Raw genomic sequence first — 16,961 nt, 5'->3', positions numbered from 1 at the left:
TCACTTTGTACATGATTAGACAGGTTCGATTTGACAAGAAACAACGGGTGGTCGACGAACTCATCCGGCGCATCGAAAGCGGCCTCATGGAGGACGGTTTTCTGTTGCCGGGCGAGCATCAGTTGGCTCAAGAATTCAAGGTCAGCCGCGGCACGCTGCGTGAAGCCCTGGCCGAACTGAAGAGGCGCAACTACATCGCCACGCAAAGCGGAGTCGGCTCCATTGTCACCTTCGACGGTGTGGTGCTCGATCAGCGCAGTGGTTGGGCCCAGGCCCTGGCGGACAGCGGGGCGCTGATCAATACCGAAGTGCTGCGGCTCGAGGCGGTCACTCGTCCTGACTTGCTGCCGCGGTTCGGCACCGAGAAGTTCATCACCCTTGATCGTCGCCGCCGTTCCAACGACGGCACGCTGGTGTCCCTCGAACGTTCACTGATGCCTGCCACCGGGGGCCTGGAAAGCCTGCCGCGAGTGGGCCTGATTGATAACTCGCTGACCATCACCCTGGCTGCCTACGGCTACATCGGCGAACGCGGTGATCAGTGGATCGGCGCCGAGCCGTTGAGTGCCGAAGACGCCGACCTGCTCGGTCGTCCGCACGGCACGGTATTCCTCAAGGCCCTGCGCACCACGTACGACCGTCAGGGCCGGTTTATGGAACAGGTCGAAAGCCTGCTCGACCCGGTGCATTTTCGTTTGCACCTGCAATTTGGAGAGTCAAAGTGACCGCGCTCAACCGTGCCTTGGGCGCGTTCTATGGCCTGGCGTTGGGCGACGCCCTGGGCATGCCGACCCAATCCCTGAGCCGTGCCGAAATCAAGGCGCGCTTCGGCGAAATCACTGACCTGGAAGATGCCGGTCCCGATCAACCAATCGCCGCCAACATGCCCAAAGGCTCGATCACCGACGACACCGAACAGGCGATCCTGGTCGGCCAGTTGCTGATTGAAGGCGAGGGCCGGATCGAACCGGCCGTGCTCGCCCAGCGGCTGATCGAGTGGGAAGCCGAGATGCAGGCCAAGGGCTCGCAGGATTTGCTCGGCCCTTCGACCAAACGCGCGATCGAGATGATTCTCGCCGGTCATTCGCCGGAAGAGGCGGGGCGCTACGGCACCACCAATGGCGCAGCGATGCGCATCACCCCGGTCGGGATCGCGGCGGATGTCGCCGATCCGCAGCGCTTCATTAAAGCCGTGGTGCAAGCCTGCCAAGTCACCCACAACACCACGCTGGGGATTTCCAGTGCGGCGGCGGTGGCGGCGGTGGTCTCGGCCGGCATCAATGGCATGGACCTGGGCGAGGCTTTGAACCTGGGCATGCAGATCGCCCAGCAAGCTGAAAGCCATGGTCACTGGGTCGCTGGCGGACGTATCGCCTCGCGGATCAGTTGGGCGCGGACCATCAGCGTCGACAGCGACAAGGCCTTGTTGGCGGACTTGCTGTACGACGTGATCGGCACCTCGGTGGCTTCGCAGGAATCGGTGGTGGTCTCGTTTGCCCTGGCTCAGCAAGTGGCCATTGGCGAGATGAACGCCTTCGAAGCGGTGTGCATGGCCGCCAGTCTGGGCGGCGACACCGACACCATTGCGGCGATTCTCGGCGCAATGCTCGGGGCCTGTCTGGGGCTTGAGAGTTGGCCGGTGGCGATGATCGACGAGATCAAAGCCGTGAATGGTCTGGAGCTTGAACCGTTGGTGAAAGGCCTGTTGGCTTTGCGCTGACCGGGCTGACGCCTTCGCGAGCAAGCCCGCTCCCACATTTGATCTGTGCACGACACAAATCCCCTGTGGGAGCGGGCTTGCTCGCGAAGGGCGCGCCGCCGATCTGATTTTTTTACCCGCAACGGAAAGCACGAAGACGGCCAGGACTGCCGGGATGTGATGTCGACTTCCGAAACTGCCCACAACCAAAACAATGGCAACAGGAGCATCCAACATGAGTTCATCGAACGCCGGGCCAAGCGCCGGGCAACTGGAAACCCGCGGTATCGAGCCGGTGCCGGAAAGCGAGTGCAACGGTCATCCGCTGCAACTGTTCTGGGTCTGGTTCGCCGCCAATATTTCAATCCTCGGTCTGCCGTTGGGCGCGACCCTCGTGGCCTTTCGCGGGTTGGCCATCTGGCAGGCGATCATCGTCGCAATCCTTGGTGCAGCCGGTTCGTTCGCGGTGGTCGGGATCATCTCCATCGCCGGCCGTCGTGGTCGCGCACCGAGTCTGACCCTGTCACGAGCGATCTTCGGCGTGCGCGGCAACATCGGCCCGACCGTGGTCTCGCTGATGTCCCGCCTGGGTTGGGAAACGGTCAACACCACCACCGCCGCGTTCGTGTTGTTGTCGTTGTGCTCGATCCTGTTCGGTTCGCCTGTAGAAGCCAAAAGCGCACCCGTGCTGACGCTGATCTTCATTGCGATTTTCGTCCTGTTGACCCTGTCGGTGTCTGGCCTGGGCCACGCTACGTTGTTGGTGATCCAGAAGTGGGCGACCTATGTGTTCGGCGCGCTGAACATTGTGGTCGGCGGTTTCCTCTGCGCGACCATCGACTGGAGCGCGGTGTTCAACGCCACGCCGGCACCACTGAGTGCAATGATTATCGGCGTCGGCACCATGGCGGCCGGCACCGGGATTGGCTGGGCCAACGCTGGCGCGGACATGTCGCGCTATCAGCACCGCAGCGTCAAAGCCGTGCGCCTGGTGGCCTCGGCCGCATTCGGTGCGGGGATTCCGCTGGTGCTGCTGATCACCCTCGGCGGCTTGCTCTCGGTGGGCAATAACGACCTGGCCCAAGCCACTGACCCGATCATCGCGATCCGCGACATGCTGCCGACCTGGATGGCCGTGCCGTACCTGATCACCGCGTTCGGCGGGCTGCTGCTGTCGAACAACCTGTCGGTGTACTCCGCCGGTTTGACCACGCTGACCCTCGGCCTGAAGGTCAAGCGGGTGTACGCAGTGGTGGTTGATATCGTCGCGATCTTCGCCGGCTCGATCTACTTCATGCTGATTGCCGACAGTTTCTACGGTCCGTTCATCACCTTCATTTCCCTGCTGGCAGTGCCCATCACCGCGTGGGTCGGGATCTTCGTGGTCGACCTGATTCATCGTCATTACTACAGCCCCAAAGACTTGCTGGACGTCAGCCCGAGCAGCGCCTACTGGTATCGCGGCGGCATCGAATGGCGCGCCTTCGGTGCGTGGGCATTCGCGATTGTGCTGGGTTTCAGCTTCACCACCATCGGCACCACTGCAGAAAACATCTGGTTCCGCGGCTTCCTGTCCGACTCCTGGCTGGGCCATAACGGCCTCGGCTGGATCGTGACCTTCCTGGTGGCCGGCGGGATTTACTTTGTACTCGGCGGGGCCAAGGATCGTCGCGCTGCACTGATTGAGAACGCTCATGCCTAAGCTGTTGCACACCGGCCAGGTCATCATCGACCTGGTCATGGCCGTGGATAAACTGCCTCAGGCGGGCGGCGACGTGTTGGCGCAATCCGCCAGTTTCGAAGCCGGCGGCGGGTTCAACGTGATGGCTGCGGCCCAGCGTAATGGCTTGCCGGTGGTCTACCTAGGTCGCCATGGCACCGGGCGTTTTGGCGACCTGGCCCGGGAGGCGATGAGGACCGAAGGCATTCGGATCGGCATCACTCACAGCGCCGAGCGCGATACCGGATTGTGCGTCGCGGTGACCGACGCCTCGGCTGAGCGCAGTTTCATTTCCTACATCGGCGCTGAAGGCGAAGTGACTGCTGAAGATTTGGCCAGCGTGCCGGCCGAGGTGGGTGACTATGTCTACGTCAGTGGCTACAGCCTGCTGCATAGCGGCAAGGCCCAGGCGCTGGTGGATTGGGTGCTGGGTTTGCCGAAGGGGATCAACGTGGTGTTCGATCCGGGACCGTTGGTGGATTCGCCGGATGAACCATTGATGCAAGCCTTGCTGGCGCGTATCGATTTGTGGACCAGCAACGGCGTCGAGGCGCTGAAGTTTACCGGCGCGCCAAACATCGCCGAGGCGTTGGATCGGTTGGTCGATCATCTGCCGGCCGAGGTGTTGATGGTGGTGCGCGATGGGCCGCAGGGCTGCTGGATCAGCCAGCGTGGCGAGCGTCAGCACGTGCCGGGGTTCAAGGTTGATGCGGTGGACAGCAACGGTGCCGGGGATGCCCATGCTGGGGTGTTTGTGGCCGGGTTGGCGCAAGGGTTGGCGGCGGTTGAGGCGGCACGGCGGGCAAATGCGGCGGCGGCTTTGGCCGTTACACGGTGGGGGCCGGCGACTTCGCCGGGGGCTGCTGAAGTGGATGCGTTGATCCGTAAGACTTTTGGTGATTGAACCGACGTCTTCGCGGGCAAGCCTCGCTCCTACAGGGGATCGCGTATATCCGTAGGAGCGAGGCTTGCCCGCGAAGGGGCCTTCAAACCCAACACAAATCCTGACCGTCAGCCAGCCTTGCGCAACGCCTCTATCAGCTCTTGCTTACGCATCCCCGACCGCCCCGGAATCTTCTTCGCCCGGGCTTCTTTCATCAAACTGTCGACGGTTTGCGTGTCCCGCGAAGCCTTGCTGTTACGCGAATGACCTTCACGGCTGGCCACCGCCCGACGGGACGACTCTTTACGATCTTCAGATTTGGCACTTGCCGGTTTCCTGCGCCCGGAACCACCGGCCCGTTCGCCGCCGCCCGACTGCTTGTTCACCGTCGCCCAGGCCCGGGCTTCGGCCTCATCCTTCGAAACACCTTTGTGTTCGTAGCTTTCTTCAATGTGCTCGGCCTTGCGTTTTTGCTCGGCGGTGTATTTGTCTTTGCTTCCACGAGGCATGGGATTTCTCCTGGCTTCACGAATTTTTTGAAAGATCGCAGCCTGCGGCAGCTCCTACGGGTATGGCACTACCGTGTAGGGGCTGTGGCAGGCTGCGATCTTTTGATCTTGCTGCGGTTAAACGTCCAACTTGCGCGCCGCCTCAACCCCCGCCGCGCTGAGTTTGATCGGCAAGCTCAGTGAATGCTCGCCAGCCTCGTTACAGGTCACATGCCCATGGTGGATCAGTCCGCGATCCTGCAAAGCGGCGAGGGTATTGGCCACGACTTTCTCCCCCGGTAATTGTCCAGGACCTCCTTGCCCAAACCGCTTGGGTGGGCGTGCAACAGACGGGTCAGGACTTCTTTTTCCAGGTTTTTATCGACGTTCATGGTTACCTCTTTCATGGATGTGGATAGGGTGTTGCGGTACTCGCGTCGGCGAACTATTGGTCGGCACCTTCGGAATCCGAACCACTGGTTGTGGTTTTCGAGCCGATGCCGCTGCCAGCGTTATCGGGTGTCTGGGTGTCCGGCATGTTCATCCCGCCTTGACGGCCGGCGTCGCTGCCCTGGAGTCGCGGGTCAGTGCCCGTGGCTGGCGGCAAACTGCTGTCGATGCCCGAGCCATTGCTGTTCATGCCCGGGGCACCCTGGATGGCCGGGGCTTTGGGTTTTTCGACCGGGTCGGTCGGGCCGGTGCCGGAGGCCATGGTGGCGGCGAAGGCAGTAGAGGACAGCAGGGCAGCGAGAGCGAGGGCGGTCAGCCGGGACATGATCATGGTGTCGTCTCCAATTATTAGAGTCCTTACCTGATGTTGGTCCGCCCCCGATCTGGATTGGTGCCTGATGAATGACGAACGGTCTAGGCTTGCTGCAGCGCTTTGGCGCGTGTAGTTCGACGCCAAAGCAGCCGGCCCACCGTGATCAGCCAGTTCAACGCGGCAATCAGCAAAACGGCAAACAATAATGTCGCCATCCCGTGCTCGACGATGATTTTTCCGGCCAGCAGCGGAAAGCCGAACACGCCGATAAAGTACGACAGGCTGAACAGCAGCAAGGCTTGCGCGGTGGTGCCGGTCGGCGCTTCGTTTGCTGCCAGGCCATTGATCACCGAATAGGTCAGGCCGTAACCGACCCCGAGCATCACCGCCGCCAGCAGGTAAGTGAAGCTGCTATCGACCACGAAGCCGAACATCAGGATCGAACCCATCATCAGCCCCGACAACAGGCAGGACGCCCGGAACGGATCACGCCTGACCACGAAACTGGCGATCAGCATGCGGCTGCTGATGGCCGCACCCATGAACCCGAAAAAGAACAGCGAGTAATCCAGTGCGCGCGACGCTGCGTAACTGGTCTGAAAACTCGACAGTCCACCAAAAACGCACCCGCCGAGACCGACCATGATGATGGGGAACAGCGCTTTGGAGGACAGCACTTGCTGTGCGGCGCCCCAGGAAATTCGCGACACCGCTGTCGGGTTGGTGTGGGCTTTTTCAGGTGCGAATCCAATCGCCAGAACAGCACCACGCCGATCAGGCTGGCCAGCGCTGCCAGGTAAAACGCCGCTGTCACCGGATAGCCCAACGCGCTGGCGGCGCGACCCAGCAACGGGCCGCTGCCAATGCCGGTCATCATGCTGCCCGACAGCAACGCAAAGTATTTGGCTCGTTGGGACGGCGTGACCAGGCTCGCCACAATGATCGGCCCCAAGGTGTAGAACACGCCCCAGCCGAGCCCCAGCAACAGACCGAAAAACAGCAGCAAGTTACCGAAGCCCGGTGTCAGCGCGAAGCCCAGGCTCGCCGCCACCAGCAATAGACCGAACAGGGCGATCGAACGCGCTGCACCGAGCAGGTCCGATAGATGCCCGGAGACAATCACCGCCGCAAAGGTGCTGAGCATTGCCGCCGAAATCACGCTGCCGGCGTCATGTTCATTACCGCCCCGGGAACCGATCAGCAGCGAGAGCAAAAACGTCGCGCCATAGGACAGCGACAGCAGGTAACTGGCGAGGCAAAACAGGCCGAACAACTTGCTTGAGACCTGGGGTGGGGCGGTAGACATGAGGCGGTTCCTTGACCAGATAAATGAGCGCTTCATCTATCTACCATGCAAGTCGCCGATGTTAGGTCCGAGGTTGCCGATTTCAGGGTTAGCGCGGACCGGAGTAAGGGGTTCAGCAGACGCCGATTTCTTCCTTGAACAGTTCCATGAAACCCTTGAGCCGTTGATGGCGAGTCTGCGCCAGGCGTTGGCCTGTGGTCGTCTGGAAACCGTCCGCCAGGTGCAGCAGCTTGGTCTGGAAATGATCGAGGCAAAAGCGCTTGTCGTCGTAGTCCCGCGCCTTGGCTTCCGGGTCTTGCGGGTCGTACAGCGCACTGCCCATGCGCCCGGCGATATAGAACGTTCTGGCGACACCGAGCATGCCGAGGGAATCGAGACGGTCGGCGTCCTGCACTATTTTGGCTTCGAGGGTGGTCGGGGCGATGTTGGCGGAAAAGCTGTGGGCTTCGATGGCGTGGGCGACGGCAGCGATTTTTGTGTTTGGCCAATCCAGTGTCGTCAGTAGCGTTGCGGCTTTTTCTGCTGCCAATCGAGACGCCTGGGAACGCAGGGGCGAGTTCTTTTCCACCGCCACGCAATCGTGCAGCAACACCGCCGCCAGCAGCACTTCTAGATCTCCGCCTTCTTGCGCATGAAGCGTGCGTACGTTGTGCCATACCCGCTGCAAGTGCGACAGGTCGTGGGCGCCGTCCTCCGAGGGTTCCAGCGCGTGGGGCAGCAGTGTCTCGGCGAGGGTTTGCAGTGGTACGAAAGCGGCGGCGGTCATAAACATCCTTTTGGTCATGCGCGGTAAAAATGTGGGAGCGGGCTTGCTCGCGAAAGCGGTTTCACATTCAAAGTTCATGTGTCTGGAAGACTGCTTTCGCGAGCAAGCCCGCTCCCACACAAGGCCCAACAAAGCCATTTGTAGGGTACTTTTTGCATTCCCATATGACGAGCGCCGATTGCCGCCTTAGTATGGCGTTTTCAACTTCTGACAAGGCACGTCCATGACGATCGAGATCCGCCCGGCGACCCCCAGCGATGCACCGCAAATTCTCGCGTTCATCACTGAACTGGCCGACTACGAACGTGCCCGCCACGAAGTCATCGCCAGCGTTGCCGACATCGAGCGCAGCCTGTTCAGCGAAGGCGCCACCGCCCACGGCCTGATCTGCCTGCGGGACGGTTTACCGATTGGTTTTGCGGTGTTCTTCTTCAGCTATTCCACCTGGCTCGGCAGCAATTGCCTGTACCTCGAAGACCTCTACATCACCCCCGAACAACGCGGCGGTGGCGCCGGCAAAACGTTGCTGCGCCACTTGGCAAAAATCGCCTGCGCCAATGATTGCGGGCGTTTTGAATGGAGCGTGCTGGACTGGAACAAACCGGCCATCGACTTCTACAAATCCCTCGGCGCGCAACCACAGGAAGAGTGGGTGCGGTATCGGATGGATGGGACGGTGCTCCGGGAATTTGCCGAAGGTGGATGATGGCAATCTGATGATTTTGTTGTGCCGACCGCTCTAGTCCGGAATTGTGCGCGCCTTTTGCGCGCTCACGGACGACACTTGCAATGCATTTGGCACTCTATCTCCACGCCCGTGGAGTCTTCGCCGTGAGCGACATGGCTATCTCCCCGCCATTACTTATAACTCATGAGCAAGGAGCTTTGACTTGAGTGGAAAACCCGCCGCGCGTGTAACCGATCCTACCGCGTGCCCATTGCCAGGCCATGGCACCAACCCGATCGCTTCTGGCTCCCCGGACGTATTCTCGCCGCCGCCCGCATGACCGACAAATCCGCCTGCGGTAGCCCGATTACCGGCGCGGTGTTCATCAACGGTCTCAACGCCGCCACCCTCGACAGCACCGGTGGTCACGGCAACGTGGTAATCGGTGGCTCCGGGACTGTGATTATTGGCCAGAGTGGCGGCGGGGCTGCGTTTAGTGGGTTGTTGCCGATGCCGGTGCATTTCACTGACAGGCTACAGGTGGTTAACGAGGCCTCTGGAGAACCGGTGCCTTATCACCCTTACACCATTCAGCGTGGCGACGGCAGCGAAGAGCATGGGATTACGGACGTGTCCGGATTCACCCACACCGTCAGTTCGCATCTGGCTGAAACTATCAAACTGTTTGTGGAGTGATCGGGATGGCAGGTGCAGCGCCGGCGGTGAAGGAAGAACTGCCAAAAAGAGAAGTAAAAACTCACACGTTAACGTGCAAGACCGACCAATCCGTCAAGCCGGTTCCTGTGGCCTTGCGCGATTTGGTCATATTCTTTATTGGCGGTGCGGGCGATCAGGAAAGTTACTACGGGACGGGGCCGAATAATAATATTGACTATGTCCGAAAGATCACCATTGACGATGCAACGCAGTTGAATATATTGAAGCGCTGCCCGTCCTGGCCGCTCAGTTATAACGCGTTTATCAGTGATGAAGATCTCGAAAAGAACGTACTGAGCCGGATACCAAATTGTTCCACTGCGATTTACATTGTGGGCCATAGCCTGGGAGGCTGGAACAGGTGCTCACCTGTCCAGTGTGCTGACGGATAAAGGCTTTAAAGTAAAAAAGTTAATGACGCTGGACCCGGTAGGCGAAGGCAAGATTGTCTACGGCATTTCCAATATCTACCGGCGCGAGCCTAAACCCAAGGCTGACTACTGGTTGAATATCCCGGCTGCCGCCGTCGACTGGAACGTGTCGGACCTGGTTGCCGACTTTGGTGAACAGTGGGAAGTGACGCAAGGCCCTAATGTCATGGGTCGCGTTGACGTCAATCATGCGGATGCCGACAGGATGTTTTTGCAAATACTGCCCGGCGGCAAATCGGCTCGACAAATATTTTATGAATCAATTTTGATCTATTTCAGGAAGTAAGTCCGGGTGCGCAAGGTTCTTCTATGTCTATTTATATTGATGAGTGCCGGATGCTCGTTAAATCACGGAAAACCAGAGGCCACTCTCGAGTATTTGAGTGTGGAGGAGCTTCGTAATACTGGGCTCTATCAGATTTATTTCAGCTCTGACGTCGATGTTCTGCAGTTGTTTAAGTCCAGGATTGGTCAGGGGCTTGTCTGTGCGTTGGAAGATGACCTCGACTTTACCGAAGCCCATCACATAAAACGTTCTGGTTTTGGTCTGGTAGAACCCGTGGCGGGCGATCTGCCGTTGCGGTATCGCGCGAATGTCATTTTCAGGGAATCGGAAAGTGGCAAGGGCGGGGAAAATTATCTAGACGGTGAAACCTTGGTCCCGCTGTTGAAACGATGCGATTTTATTTCATGTGTATTTAGAGTCCAGACCACAACCTACAAGACGTACTTCTCAAAGGTTATGCGCGTCCCGACGAGTGAGTTGCTAAAAGCGGCGACGAAACAGTAAACGCGGGCATCTGCCACAAGGCTCACTTGCGCAAATACAAGCGGTACCTGCATCGCCCGCCACGTGTTTGCCCGCCTCTAACGGCCCAACCATTTGGCGCTTGTCGCACTACTCTCTGAAAGCTCTCCGGCCTTGATCTCATCGAGGCCGCTCTGCATTGCACATAATCCCTGATTGAATGCCGAAATCTGCGCCGGCGGGTATTTTTTTGTTATTGGATATCCCATAATATGGGAGTGATATTTATATATTGAGATTTTCCCGCGTCCGGGTTTATAGTCCAGCTCACTCACTGCCAAAAACAAAACAGGTGAAGCGATGCTGGCGCAATTGATCGCGCTCGATTGGGGGACAACCTCATTACGTGCTTACAAACTCGCCGCGGGTGGCCAGGTGCTGGAACAGCGTTCGCTGTCGTCCGGCATCATGCAATTGCCACGCACGCCGCGAATCATCAACGGCCAGGAATGCACCAACGGTTTTGAACTGGCGTTCGATGAGGCCTGCGGTGACTGGCTCGATGCCCAACCCGATTTGCCGGTGATTGCCTGCGGCATGGTCGGGAGCAATCAGGGCTGGGCCGAAGCAGCCTACTGCGACACGCCGGCAAACGTTGCCAATCTCGGAACTTCCCTACAAACCGTTCGCAGTCTTCGCGGTGTCGATGTGCACATCGTGCCGGGTGTGATTCAGCGTTCGCGTCTGCCGAACGTGATGCGCGGCGAAGAAACCCAGGTCCTTGGCGTGTTGCAGAATCTGCCGAGCGGGGCGGGCAACGATCTGTTGATCGGTTTGCCGGGCAGCCATTCGAAATGGGTCGAAGTGGCCGATGGCTGCATCGTTCATTTCGACACCTTCATGACCGGCGAAGTCTTCGCCGTGCTCAGTGAACACAGCATTCTCGGGCGCACCCAGCAACAGGGCGCGTCGTTCGATGGCCCGGCGTTTGACCGTGGTGTGCAAGTGGCCTTGTCGGCGGACGGCGAGATCGGGCCGCTGTCGACGTTATTCAGCGCCCGCAGCCTCGGGCTGACCGGCGAACTCAGCGCCACGGCCCAGCCGGACTATCTGTCCGGCCTGTTGATCGGCCATGAACTGTCGGCCCTGGCCAATGTTCAGCGGCGCCGACGCAACAGCGTGCACCTGCCCTCGATCATTCTTATTGGTAATTCACAACTCTGTGCCCGCTACAGCCGGGCCCTCGACGCTTGCGGCTTTGCCCGAGTGACGCTGGCCGAGCAAGCCACCGAGCACGGGTTGTGGCAACTGGCGGTTGCCGCCGGACTGATCAAACACAACCCATCCCGTTAAACCTGACTGGAGGTCTGACATGCTCAAGCAAGCCCTGGCGCAAAACGGCCTGATCGCGATTCTGCGTGGCCTGCGCCCGCAGGAAGCAGCGGCCATCGGAAACGTCCTGTATTCCGCCGGATTTCGCGTCATCGAAGTGCCGCTTAATTCCCCCGAGCCGTACGAAAGTATCCGCATCCTGCGCAGCACCTTGCCCGCCGATTGCCTGATCGGCGCAGGCACAGTGCTGACGCCGGAACAGGTCGAGCTAGTGAAAGCGGCGGGCGGCCAGGTGATCGTCATGCCCCACAGCGATCCCAAGGTGTTGCGCGCGGCGAAGGCGGCGGGGTTGTTCTTGTCGCCGGGTGTAGCGACGCCGACTGAAGCCTTTGCTGCATTGGCCGAAGGCGCGGATGTGCTGAAGATGTTCCCGGCCGAGCAGATGGGCCCAGCCGTAGTGAAAGCCTGGCTCGCCGTGTTGCCCGCCGGAACTATTTTGGCGCCGGTCGGCGGGATTACGCCGGACAACATGCAGGTGTTTATTGACGCTGGCGTCAAAGGCTTTGGTCTCGGTTCCGGGTTGTTCAAACCGGGCATGACACCTGAAGACGTCGCGGTAAATGCCAAGGCCTACGTCGCGGCATGGAACGCTCTGCGTTAAGACTTTTTGGCGCCGAGCGCGCTGCATCTAATAAGAGAGGCAAAAGATGAAAATCACCAAACTGACCACCTTCATCGTCCCGCCACGCTGGTGCTTCCTCAAGATCGAAACCGACGAAGGCGTGACCGGTTGGGGCGAGCCCGTGGTCGAGGGCCGCGCCCACACGGTTGCGGCTGCCGTCGAGGAATTGTCCGACTACCTGATCGGCAAAGACCCACGCAACATCGAAGATATCTGGACCGTGCTGTACCGCGGCGGCTTCTACCGCGGCGGCGCGATCCACATGAGCGCTCTGGCCGGTATTGACCAGGCGTTGTGGGACATCAAGGGCAAAGCCTTGGGCGTCTCGGTCAGTGACTTGCTGGGCGGACAGGTGCGCGACAAGATCCGCGTGTATTCGTGGATCGGCGGCGACCGCCCGGCAGACACCGCGCGTGCAGCGAAAGAAGCGGTCGAGCGCGGTTTCACTGCGGTGAAAATGAACGGCACTGAAGAGCTGCAATTCCTCGACTCCTTCGAGAAAGTCGATCTGGCCCTGGCCAACGTCGCCGCCGTGCGTGACGCGGTCGGCCCGAACGTCGGCATCGGCGTCGACTTCCATGGCCGGGTCCACAAACCCATGGCCAAGGTGCTGATGAAGGAACTTGATCCGTACAAATTGATGTTCATCGAAGAGCCGGTGCTCAGCGAAAACTACGAAGCGTTGAAGGAACTGGCGCCGCTGACCAGCACCCCGATTGCCCTCGGTGAGCGGTTGTTCTCCCGTTGGGATTTCAAACGGGTGCTCAGCGAAGGCTACGTCGACATCATTCAGCCCGATGCGTCCCACGCCGGTGGCATCACCGAAACCCGCAAGATCGCCAACATGGCCGAAGCCTACGATGTGGCGCTGGCGCTGCATTGCCCATTGGGCCCGATCGCGCTCGCGGCGTGCCTGCAACTGGACGCGGTTTGCTACAACGCATTCATCCAGGAACAGAGCCTGGGCATCCACTACAACGAGAGCAACGACCTGCTGGATTACGTCAAGGATCCGCGGGTGTTCGATTACGACAAAGGCTTCGTGAAAATCCCGAATGGCCCAGGCCTGGGGATTGAGATTAACGAGGAATACGTCATCGAACGCGCGGCAGTCGGCCACCGCTGGCGCAACCCGATCTGGCGCCATGCCGATGGCAGTTTTGCGGAGTGGTGAGTTCGCTCTGACTCAACACAAATCCAATGTGGGAGCGGGCTTGCTCGCGAATGCGGTGTGTCATTCAGCATCGATTTCGACTGACAAACCGCATTCGCGAGCAAGCCCGCTCCCACAGGGTTTCAGCGCCAGTCTTTAGATCGCCTTCAATAAACATAAGAAGAGGCACACCCCATGCAACCGCAAACCCTCACCGGGCAGGCGACGTTGGTGACGCCCAGTCGCAAGCGTTTTTTCATTATGGTGCTGCTGTTTATCACGGTGGTGATCAACTACCTGGACCGCAGCAACCTGTCGATTGCCGCTCCGGCGCTGACCAGCGAACTGGGCATCGACCCAATCCATGTCGGGCTGATTTTCTCGGCGTTCGGCTGGACTTATGCAGCCATGCAGATTCCCGGCGGCTGGCTGGTGGATCGCGTGCCGCCACGAATTCTCTACAGCGTTGCACTGCTGCTATGGTCGCTGGCCACGGTGATGCTCGGCTTTGCCGCCAGCTTCATCGCGTTGTTCGTCCTGCGCATGGCGGTGGGTGCGCTGGAAGCCCCGGCGTATCCGATCAACAGCCGTGTAGTTACCACCTGGTTCCCTGAACGCGAACGCGCCACGGCCATTGGTTTCTACACCTCCGGGCAGTTTGTCGGGCTGGCGTTTCTCACGCCGGTACTGGCCTGGCTGCAACACCAATACGGCTGGCACATGGTGTTCGTCAGCACCGGTATCGTCGGCATTATTTGGGCGGTGATCTGGTACGCGGTATATCGCGAGCCTCGGGATTTCAAGGGCGCCAACGACGCTGAAATCGACCTGATCCGCGAGGGCGGCGGGCTGGTGGATATCCAGGCCGAGCAAGCCAAAGTCAAAGCCAAATTCAGTTGGATCGACCTCGGGATTGTCCTGAGCAAACGCAAACTCTGGGGCATTTACCTCGGCCAGTTCTGCCTCAACTCGACGTTGTGGTTCTTTCTGACATGGTTCCCGACCTACCTGGTGAAATATCGCGGCATGGACTTCATCAAGTCTGGCTTGTTGGCGTCGCTGCCGTTTCTCGCGGCGTTTGTCGGCGTGCTGTGTTCCGGGTTCTTTTCGGACTTCTTGATCCGTCGTGGTTACACCGTCGGTTTCGCCCGCAAGCTGCCGATCATTGGCGGCCTGCTGATTTCCACCTCGATCATCGGCGCCAACTTCGTCGAGTCGACGCCGCTGGTGATTGCCTTCCTCGCGTTGGCGTTCTTTGGTAACGGCCTCGCGTCGATCACCTGGTCGCTGGTCTCGACCCTGGCCCCGGCGCGGTTGCTCGGGCTGACCGGCGGGGTGTTCAATTTCATTGGCAACCTGTCGGCGATTACCACGCCGATTGTCATCGGTTTCCTCGCCAGCGGTGATTCGTTTGCCCCGGCGATTACCTACATCGCGGTTCTCGCATTGATTGGTGCGCTTTCCTACGTGTTGCTGGTCGGCAAGGTCGAACGTATCAAGTTGTAGTCGCAGCCGTCGGGCGACCATAATGCCGCCCGTTCACTCGCTCAACGGTAAAGGCTGGATATGCAGGAAGACGCCCCAAAAATCGCCAAGGACGCCGCGCCGACCGGCACCCAGACACTGCTTCGTGGTTTGGGTGTGGTTCAGGCCGTGGCCAGTGGCGCCCGCGATCTCAAGGAAATCGCCCGACTGATCGGCACCACGCGTAGCACCACCCATCGTCTGGCCAGTTGCCTGGTGGACGAGCGTTACCTGCGTGTGGTCCCGCAAGTCGGTTATTTGCTGGGGCCGAAGCTGATCGAGCTGGGTTTCCAGGCGCGCGAAGAGTTGCCATTGGTGACCTTGGCCGGGCCGTATCTGGATGAGTTGTCGGCATTGACCGGCGACACCGTTCACTTGGCGATCCGGGAGGGCGACGAGGTGCTGTACCTGCACAAGAATCCGGGGCGCAACGGCCCGGAAATGCGTTCACGGGTTGGCCATCGTATGCCGTTGGCGCGCACCGGGATCGGCAAGGCGCTGATGCTCGATGACACGCAGGAAGACTGGAAACGGCTGTACGAAGTCAGTCTGCCGGCGGGTGGGAAAAGTCAGTTCTGGCCGCAGCACCCGGAGCAGTCCTGGGAGCAATTTCAGCAGCGCATGGTTGAATATGTGGCGGGCGGTTACGCGTTCGATCTGGAAGACAACGAACCGTCGATCCGCTGCGTGGCAGCGCCGATCCGTGATGCCAGTAAGCGCATCGTTGCTGGCATCAGCATCGCCAGTACGGTGCCGTACATGCCGCTGGAAAAAATGGCCGAGCTGATTCCCCTGATCAAAGGGGTCACGGCTCGGCTCTCGGCGGAGCTCGGGGCTAAAGTCTGATCAGACCTTGAGCGTCGCCATGTCGATCACGAAGCGGTATTTCACATCACCGGCAATCATGCGGGTGAACGCTTCGTTGATCTGATGGATGTTGAGCATCTCGATGTCGCAGGTGATGTTGTGCTCGGCGCAGAAATCCAGCACTTCCTGGGTTTCTGCGACGCCACCGATCAGCGAGCCGGCCAGCACTCGACGACCCAACACCAGTTTGGCTGCATGCACCGGCGGATCGACCGGTTCGATCAAGCCCACCAGAATGTGCACACCGTCGAAACGGAGTGTATCGAGGTAGGGATTGAGGTCGTGCTGCACCGGAATGGTGTCCAGCAGGAAGTTGAAATGGCCGGCCGCAGCTTTCATCTGCTCAGCATCGGTGGACACAATCACGTGGTCCGCGCCCTGACGGCGAGCTTCTTCAGCCTTGCTCGCCGAGCGGGTGAACAACGTCACTTCAGCGCCCATGGCCTTGGCGAACTTGATGCCCATGTGGCCGAGGCCGCCCATGCCGAGAATCCCGACCTTGTCGCCTGCCTTCACGCCGTAGTGCTTGAGCGGCGAGTAAGTGGTGATACCGGCGCAGAGAATCGGCGCGGCACTGGCCAGGTCGAGTTTTTCCGGAATGCGCACCACGAAGTGCTCGCTGACCACGATGCTGTCGGAGTAGCCGCCCATGGTGTTGCTGCCATCGACCCGGTCCGGGGTGGCGTAGGTCATGGTCGGGCCTTCGAGGCAGTATTGCTCGAGGTTGGATTGGCAGGCTTCGCAGCTGCGGCAGGAATCGACCATGCAACCGACGCCGACCAGATCGCCGATTTTGTGCTTGGTCACGTTCGTACCGATGGCGGTAACTTTACCCACGATCTCGTGGCCAGGCATCAGCGGGTAAACGGCAATGCCCCATTCGTTGCGTGCCTGGTGGATGTCGGAGTGGCAGACGCCGCAGTAGAGAATCTCGATCGCCACGTCGTTGGCCCGAGGGCTGCGGCGTTCAAATTTCACGGGGGCGAGGGGAGTGGTGGCCGACTGGGCGGCGTATCCGATAGCGGTGTACATGAGGAACCTCGCAAAAACGGTGACAGGTGAGGTGGGCCATTCTGGGCGTGGTGCCTGAGGGCGGCCATGGCGATTCCTCCGGGTGTCATGCCTAATCCTCCGGCATGTGCCTCGGATTGGTCGCATTGGTCCTCAGACCTGCGATGATGTTTTCATCCCGATTTCTGCAACTTTTTCTGTGAT

At 59.8% G+C, this 16,961-nt stretch carries 17 protein-coding genes and 3 pseudogenes; 14 read left to right on the top strand and 6 right to left on the bottom strand.

What is annotated here, in order from left to right; all coding sequences use genetic code 11:
• The first annotated feature begins 11 nt into the window (after window positions 1-11).
• The 4 genes from RHM58_RS33370 to RHM58_RS33355 all read left to right on the top strand — a co-directional run bounded on the left by RHM58_RS33370 (window position 12) and on the right by RHM58_RS33355 (window position 4,323).
• Window positions 12-725, top strand: a complete 714-nt coding sequence (locus tag RHM58_RS33370) for a GntR family transcriptional regulator (protein WP_201205715.1) — start codon at window positions 12-14, stop codon at window positions 723-725.
• Window positions 722-1,720 (top strand): ADP-ribosylglycohydrolase family protein, encoded by a 999-nt coding sequence (locus RHM58_RS33365; protein ID WP_322269320.1) that lies wholly within the window; start codon window positions 722-724, stop codon window positions 1,718-1,720. Before RHM58_RS33370 ends, RHM58_RS33365 begins: the two co-directional genes overlap by 4 nt.
• Before the next feature lie 214 nt (window positions 1,721-1,934).
• On the top strand, window positions 1,935-3,401 hold the full coding sequence (locus RHM58_RS33360) for a purine-cytosine permease family protein (RefSeq protein ID WP_201205711.1): 1,467 nt from the start codon (window positions 1,935-1,937) through the stop codon (window positions 3,399-3,401).
• Window positions 3,394-4,323, top strand: a complete 930-nt coding sequence (locus tag RHM58_RS33355) for a PfkB family carbohydrate kinase (RefSeq protein ID WP_201205709.1) — start codon at window positions 3,394-3,396, stop codon at window positions 4,321-4,323. Before RHM58_RS33360 ends, RHM58_RS33355 begins: the two co-directional genes overlap by 8 nt.
• A 107-nt stretch (window positions 4,324-4,430) precedes the next feature.
• On the opposite strand, the gene RHM58_RS33350 is transcribed toward RHM58_RS33355, so the two are convergent.
• The 5 genes and pseudogenes from RHM58_RS33350 to RHM58_RS33330 all read right to left on the bottom strand — a co-directional run bounded on the left by RHM58_RS33350 (window position 4,431) and on the right by RHM58_RS33330 (window position 7,625).
• Window positions 4,431-4,811 (bottom strand): Rho termination factor N-terminal domain-containing protein, encoded by a 381-nt coding sequence (locus tag RHM58_RS33350; RefSeq protein WP_201205707.1) that lies wholly within the window; start codon window positions 4,809-4,811, stop codon window positions 4,431-4,433.
• Window positions 4,812-4,928: 117 nt separating this feature from the next.
• A pseudogene (locus tag RHM58_RS33345) lies at window positions 4,929-5,182 on the bottom strand (hypothetical protein).
• 53 nt (window positions 5,183-5,235) lie between these two features.
• Window positions 5,236-5,571 carry a hypothetical protein gene (locus RHM58_RS33340; RefSeq protein ID WP_322269319.1) on the bottom strand — a complete coding sequence of 112 codons (336 nt, stop codon included), beginning with the start codon at window positions 5,569-5,571 and terminating at the stop codon, window positions 5,236-5,238.
• 83 nt (window positions 5,572-5,654) lie between these two features.
• A pseudogene (locus tag RHM58_RS33335) lies at window positions 5,655-6,859 on the bottom strand (MFS transporter).
• Window positions 6,860-6,971: 112 nt separating this feature from the next.
• On the bottom strand, window positions 6,972-7,625 hold the full coding sequence (locus RHM58_RS33330; RefSeq protein WP_322269318.1) for an HD domain-containing protein: 654 nt from the start codon (window positions 7,623-7,625) through the stop codon (window positions 6,972-6,974).
• A 223-nt stretch (window positions 7,626-7,848) separates the two neighbouring features.
• On the opposite strand from RHM58_RS33330, the gene RHM58_RS33325 reads away from it, so the two are divergent.
• The 10 genes and pseudogenes from RHM58_RS33325 to RHM58_RS33285 all read left to right on the top strand — a co-directional run bounded on the left by RHM58_RS33325 (window position 7,849) and on the right by RHM58_RS33285 (window position 15,725).
• Window positions 7,849-8,331, top strand: a complete 483-nt coding sequence (locus RHM58_RS33325) for a GNAT family N-acetyltransferase (protein ID WP_201205701.1) — start codon at window positions 7,849-7,851, stop codon at window positions 8,329-8,331.
• A 184-nt stretch (window positions 8,332-8,515) separates the two neighbouring features.
• Window positions 8,516-8,988 (top strand): annotated as a pseudogene (locus RHM58_RS33320) (PAAR domain-containing protein).
• 5 nt (window positions 8,989-8,993) lie between these two features.
• Window positions 8,994-9,401 (top strand): hypothetical protein, encoded by a 408-nt coding sequence (locus tag RHM58_RS34275; RefSeq protein ID WP_416195290.1) that lies wholly within the window; start codon window positions 8,994-8,996, stop codon window positions 9,399-9,401.
• Window positions 9,388-9,726, top strand: a complete 339-nt coding sequence (locus tag RHM58_RS34270) for a hypothetical protein (protein WP_416195289.1) — start codon at window positions 9,388-9,390, stop codon at window positions 9,724-9,726. The genes RHM58_RS34275 and RHM58_RS34270 overlap by 14 nt, the downstream gene beginning before the upstream one ends.
• Before the next feature lie 6 nt (window positions 9,727-9,732).
• Entirely contained in the window at window positions 9,733-10,230 is a 498-nt protein-coding gene (locus RHM58_RS33310) for a hypothetical protein (RefSeq protein WP_322269317.1), read from the top strand.
• 318 nt (window positions 10,231-10,548) lie between these two features.
• Window positions 10,549-11,541 carry a 2-dehydro-3-deoxygalactonokinase gene (locus RHM58_RS33305; RefSeq protein ID WP_322269315.1) on the top strand — a complete coding sequence of 331 codons (993 nt, stop codon included), beginning with the start codon at window positions 10,549-10,551 and terminating at the stop codon, window positions 11,539-11,541.
• Between the two features lie 19 nt (window positions 11,542-11,560).
• Window positions 11,561-12,181, top strand: coding sequence for a 2-dehydro-3-deoxy-6-phosphogalactonate aldolase (locus tag RHM58_RS33300; RefSeq protein WP_322269313.1), 621 nt, complete (start codon window positions 11,561-11,563; stop codon window positions 12,179-12,181).
• A 46-nt stretch (window positions 12,182-12,227) separates the two neighbouring features.
• The gene (gene dgoD / locus RHM58_RS33295; protein ID WP_090186690.1) at window positions 12,228-13,376 is read left to right on the top strand and encodes a galactonate dehydratase; all 1,149 of its coding nucleotides are present in this window, start codon (window positions 12,228-12,230) and stop codon (window positions 13,374-13,376) included.
• 174 nt (window positions 13,377-13,550) lie between these two features.
• Window positions 13,551-14,861 carry an MFS transporter gene (locus RHM58_RS33290; RefSeq protein WP_201205689.1) on the top strand — a complete coding sequence of 437 codons (1,311 nt, stop codon included), beginning with the start codon at window positions 13,551-13,553 and terminating at the stop codon, window positions 14,859-14,861.
• A 60-nt stretch (window positions 14,862-14,921) separates the two neighbouring features.
• A complete protein-coding gene (locus tag RHM58_RS33285) occupies window positions 14,922-15,725 on the top strand; it encodes an IclR family transcriptional regulator (RefSeq protein WP_201205687.1) in 804 nt (267 codons plus the stop codon).
• On the opposite strand, the gene RHM58_RS33280 is transcribed toward RHM58_RS33285, so the two are convergent.
• Complete coding sequence (locus RHM58_RS33280) at window positions 15,726-16,778, bottom strand: NAD(P)-dependent alcohol dehydrogenase (protein ID WP_322269311.1); 1,053 nt, start codon at window positions 16,776-16,778, stop codon at window positions 15,726-15,728.
• Between the last annotated feature and the right edge of the window lie 183 nt (window positions 16,779-16,961).

This window comes from Pseudomonas sp. 10S4, from assembly GCF_034344865.1.
In the GTDB taxonomy this organism is placed as follows: domain Bacteria; phylum Pseudomonadota; class Gammaproteobacteria; order Pseudomonadales; family Pseudomonadaceae; genus Aquipseudomonas.
Note: the sequence above shows the minus strand (reverse complement) of the source record. Positions and strands in the feature narration are given on the sequence as shown.

Excerpts from the sequence above, each read along its gene's own strand:
- RHM58_RS33325 (WP_201205701.1), top strand. The coding sequence starts at position 7,849 with ATGACGATCGAGATCCGCCCGGCGACCCCCAGCGATGCACCGCAAATT.
- RHM58_RS33280 (WP_322269311.1), bottom strand. The coding sequence starts at position 16,778 with ATGTACACCGCTATCGGATACGCCGCCCAGTCGGCCACCACTCCCCTC.
- RHM58_RS34275 (WP_416195290.1), top strand. The coding sequence starts at position 8,994 with ATGGCAGGTGCAGCGCCGGCGGTGAAGGAAGAACTGCCAAAAAGAGAA.
- RHM58_RS33330 (WP_322269318.1), bottom strand. The coding sequence starts at position 7,625 with ATGACCGCCGCCGCTTTCGTACCACTGCAAACCCTCGCCGAGACACTG.
- dgoD (WP_090186690.1), top strand. The coding sequence starts at position 12,228 with ATGAAAATCACCAAACTGACCACCTTCATCGTCCCGCCACGCTGGTGC.
- RHM58_RS33350 (WP_201205707.1), bottom strand. The coding sequence starts at position 4,811 with ATGCCTCGTGGAAGCAAAGACAAATACACCGCCGAGCAAAAACGCAAG.
- RHM58_RS33340 (WP_322269319.1), bottom strand. The coding sequence starts at position 5,571 with ATGATCATGTCCCGGCTGACCGCCCTCGCTCTCGCTGCCCTGCTGTCC.
- RHM58_RS33290 (WP_201205689.1), top strand. The coding sequence starts at position 13,551 with ATGCAACCGCAAACCCTCACCGGGCAGGCGACGTTGGTGACGCCCAGT.
- RHM58_RS33285 (WP_201205687.1), top strand. The coding sequence starts at position 14,922 with ATGCAGGAAGACGCCCCAAAAATCGCCAAGGACGCCGCGCCGACCGGC.
- RHM58_RS33300 (WP_322269313.1), top strand. The coding sequence starts at position 11,561 with ATGCTCAAGCAAGCCCTGGCGCAAAACGGCCTGATCGCGATTCTGCGT.
- RHM58_RS33305 (WP_322269315.1), top strand. The coding sequence starts at position 10,549 with ATGCTGGCGCAATTGATCGCGCTCGATTGGGGGACAACCTCATTACGT.
- RHM58_RS33355 (WP_201205709.1), top strand. The coding sequence starts at position 3,394 with ATGCCTAAGCTGTTGCACACCGGCCAGGTCATCATCGACCTGGTCATG.
- RHM58_RS33370 (WP_201205715.1), top strand. The coding sequence starts at position 12 with ATGATTAGACAGGTTCGATTTGACAAGAAACAACGGGTGGTCGACGAA.
- RHM58_RS33360 (WP_201205711.1), top strand. The coding sequence starts at position 1,935 with ATGAGTTCATCGAACGCCGGGCCAAGCGCCGGGCAACTGGAAACCCGC.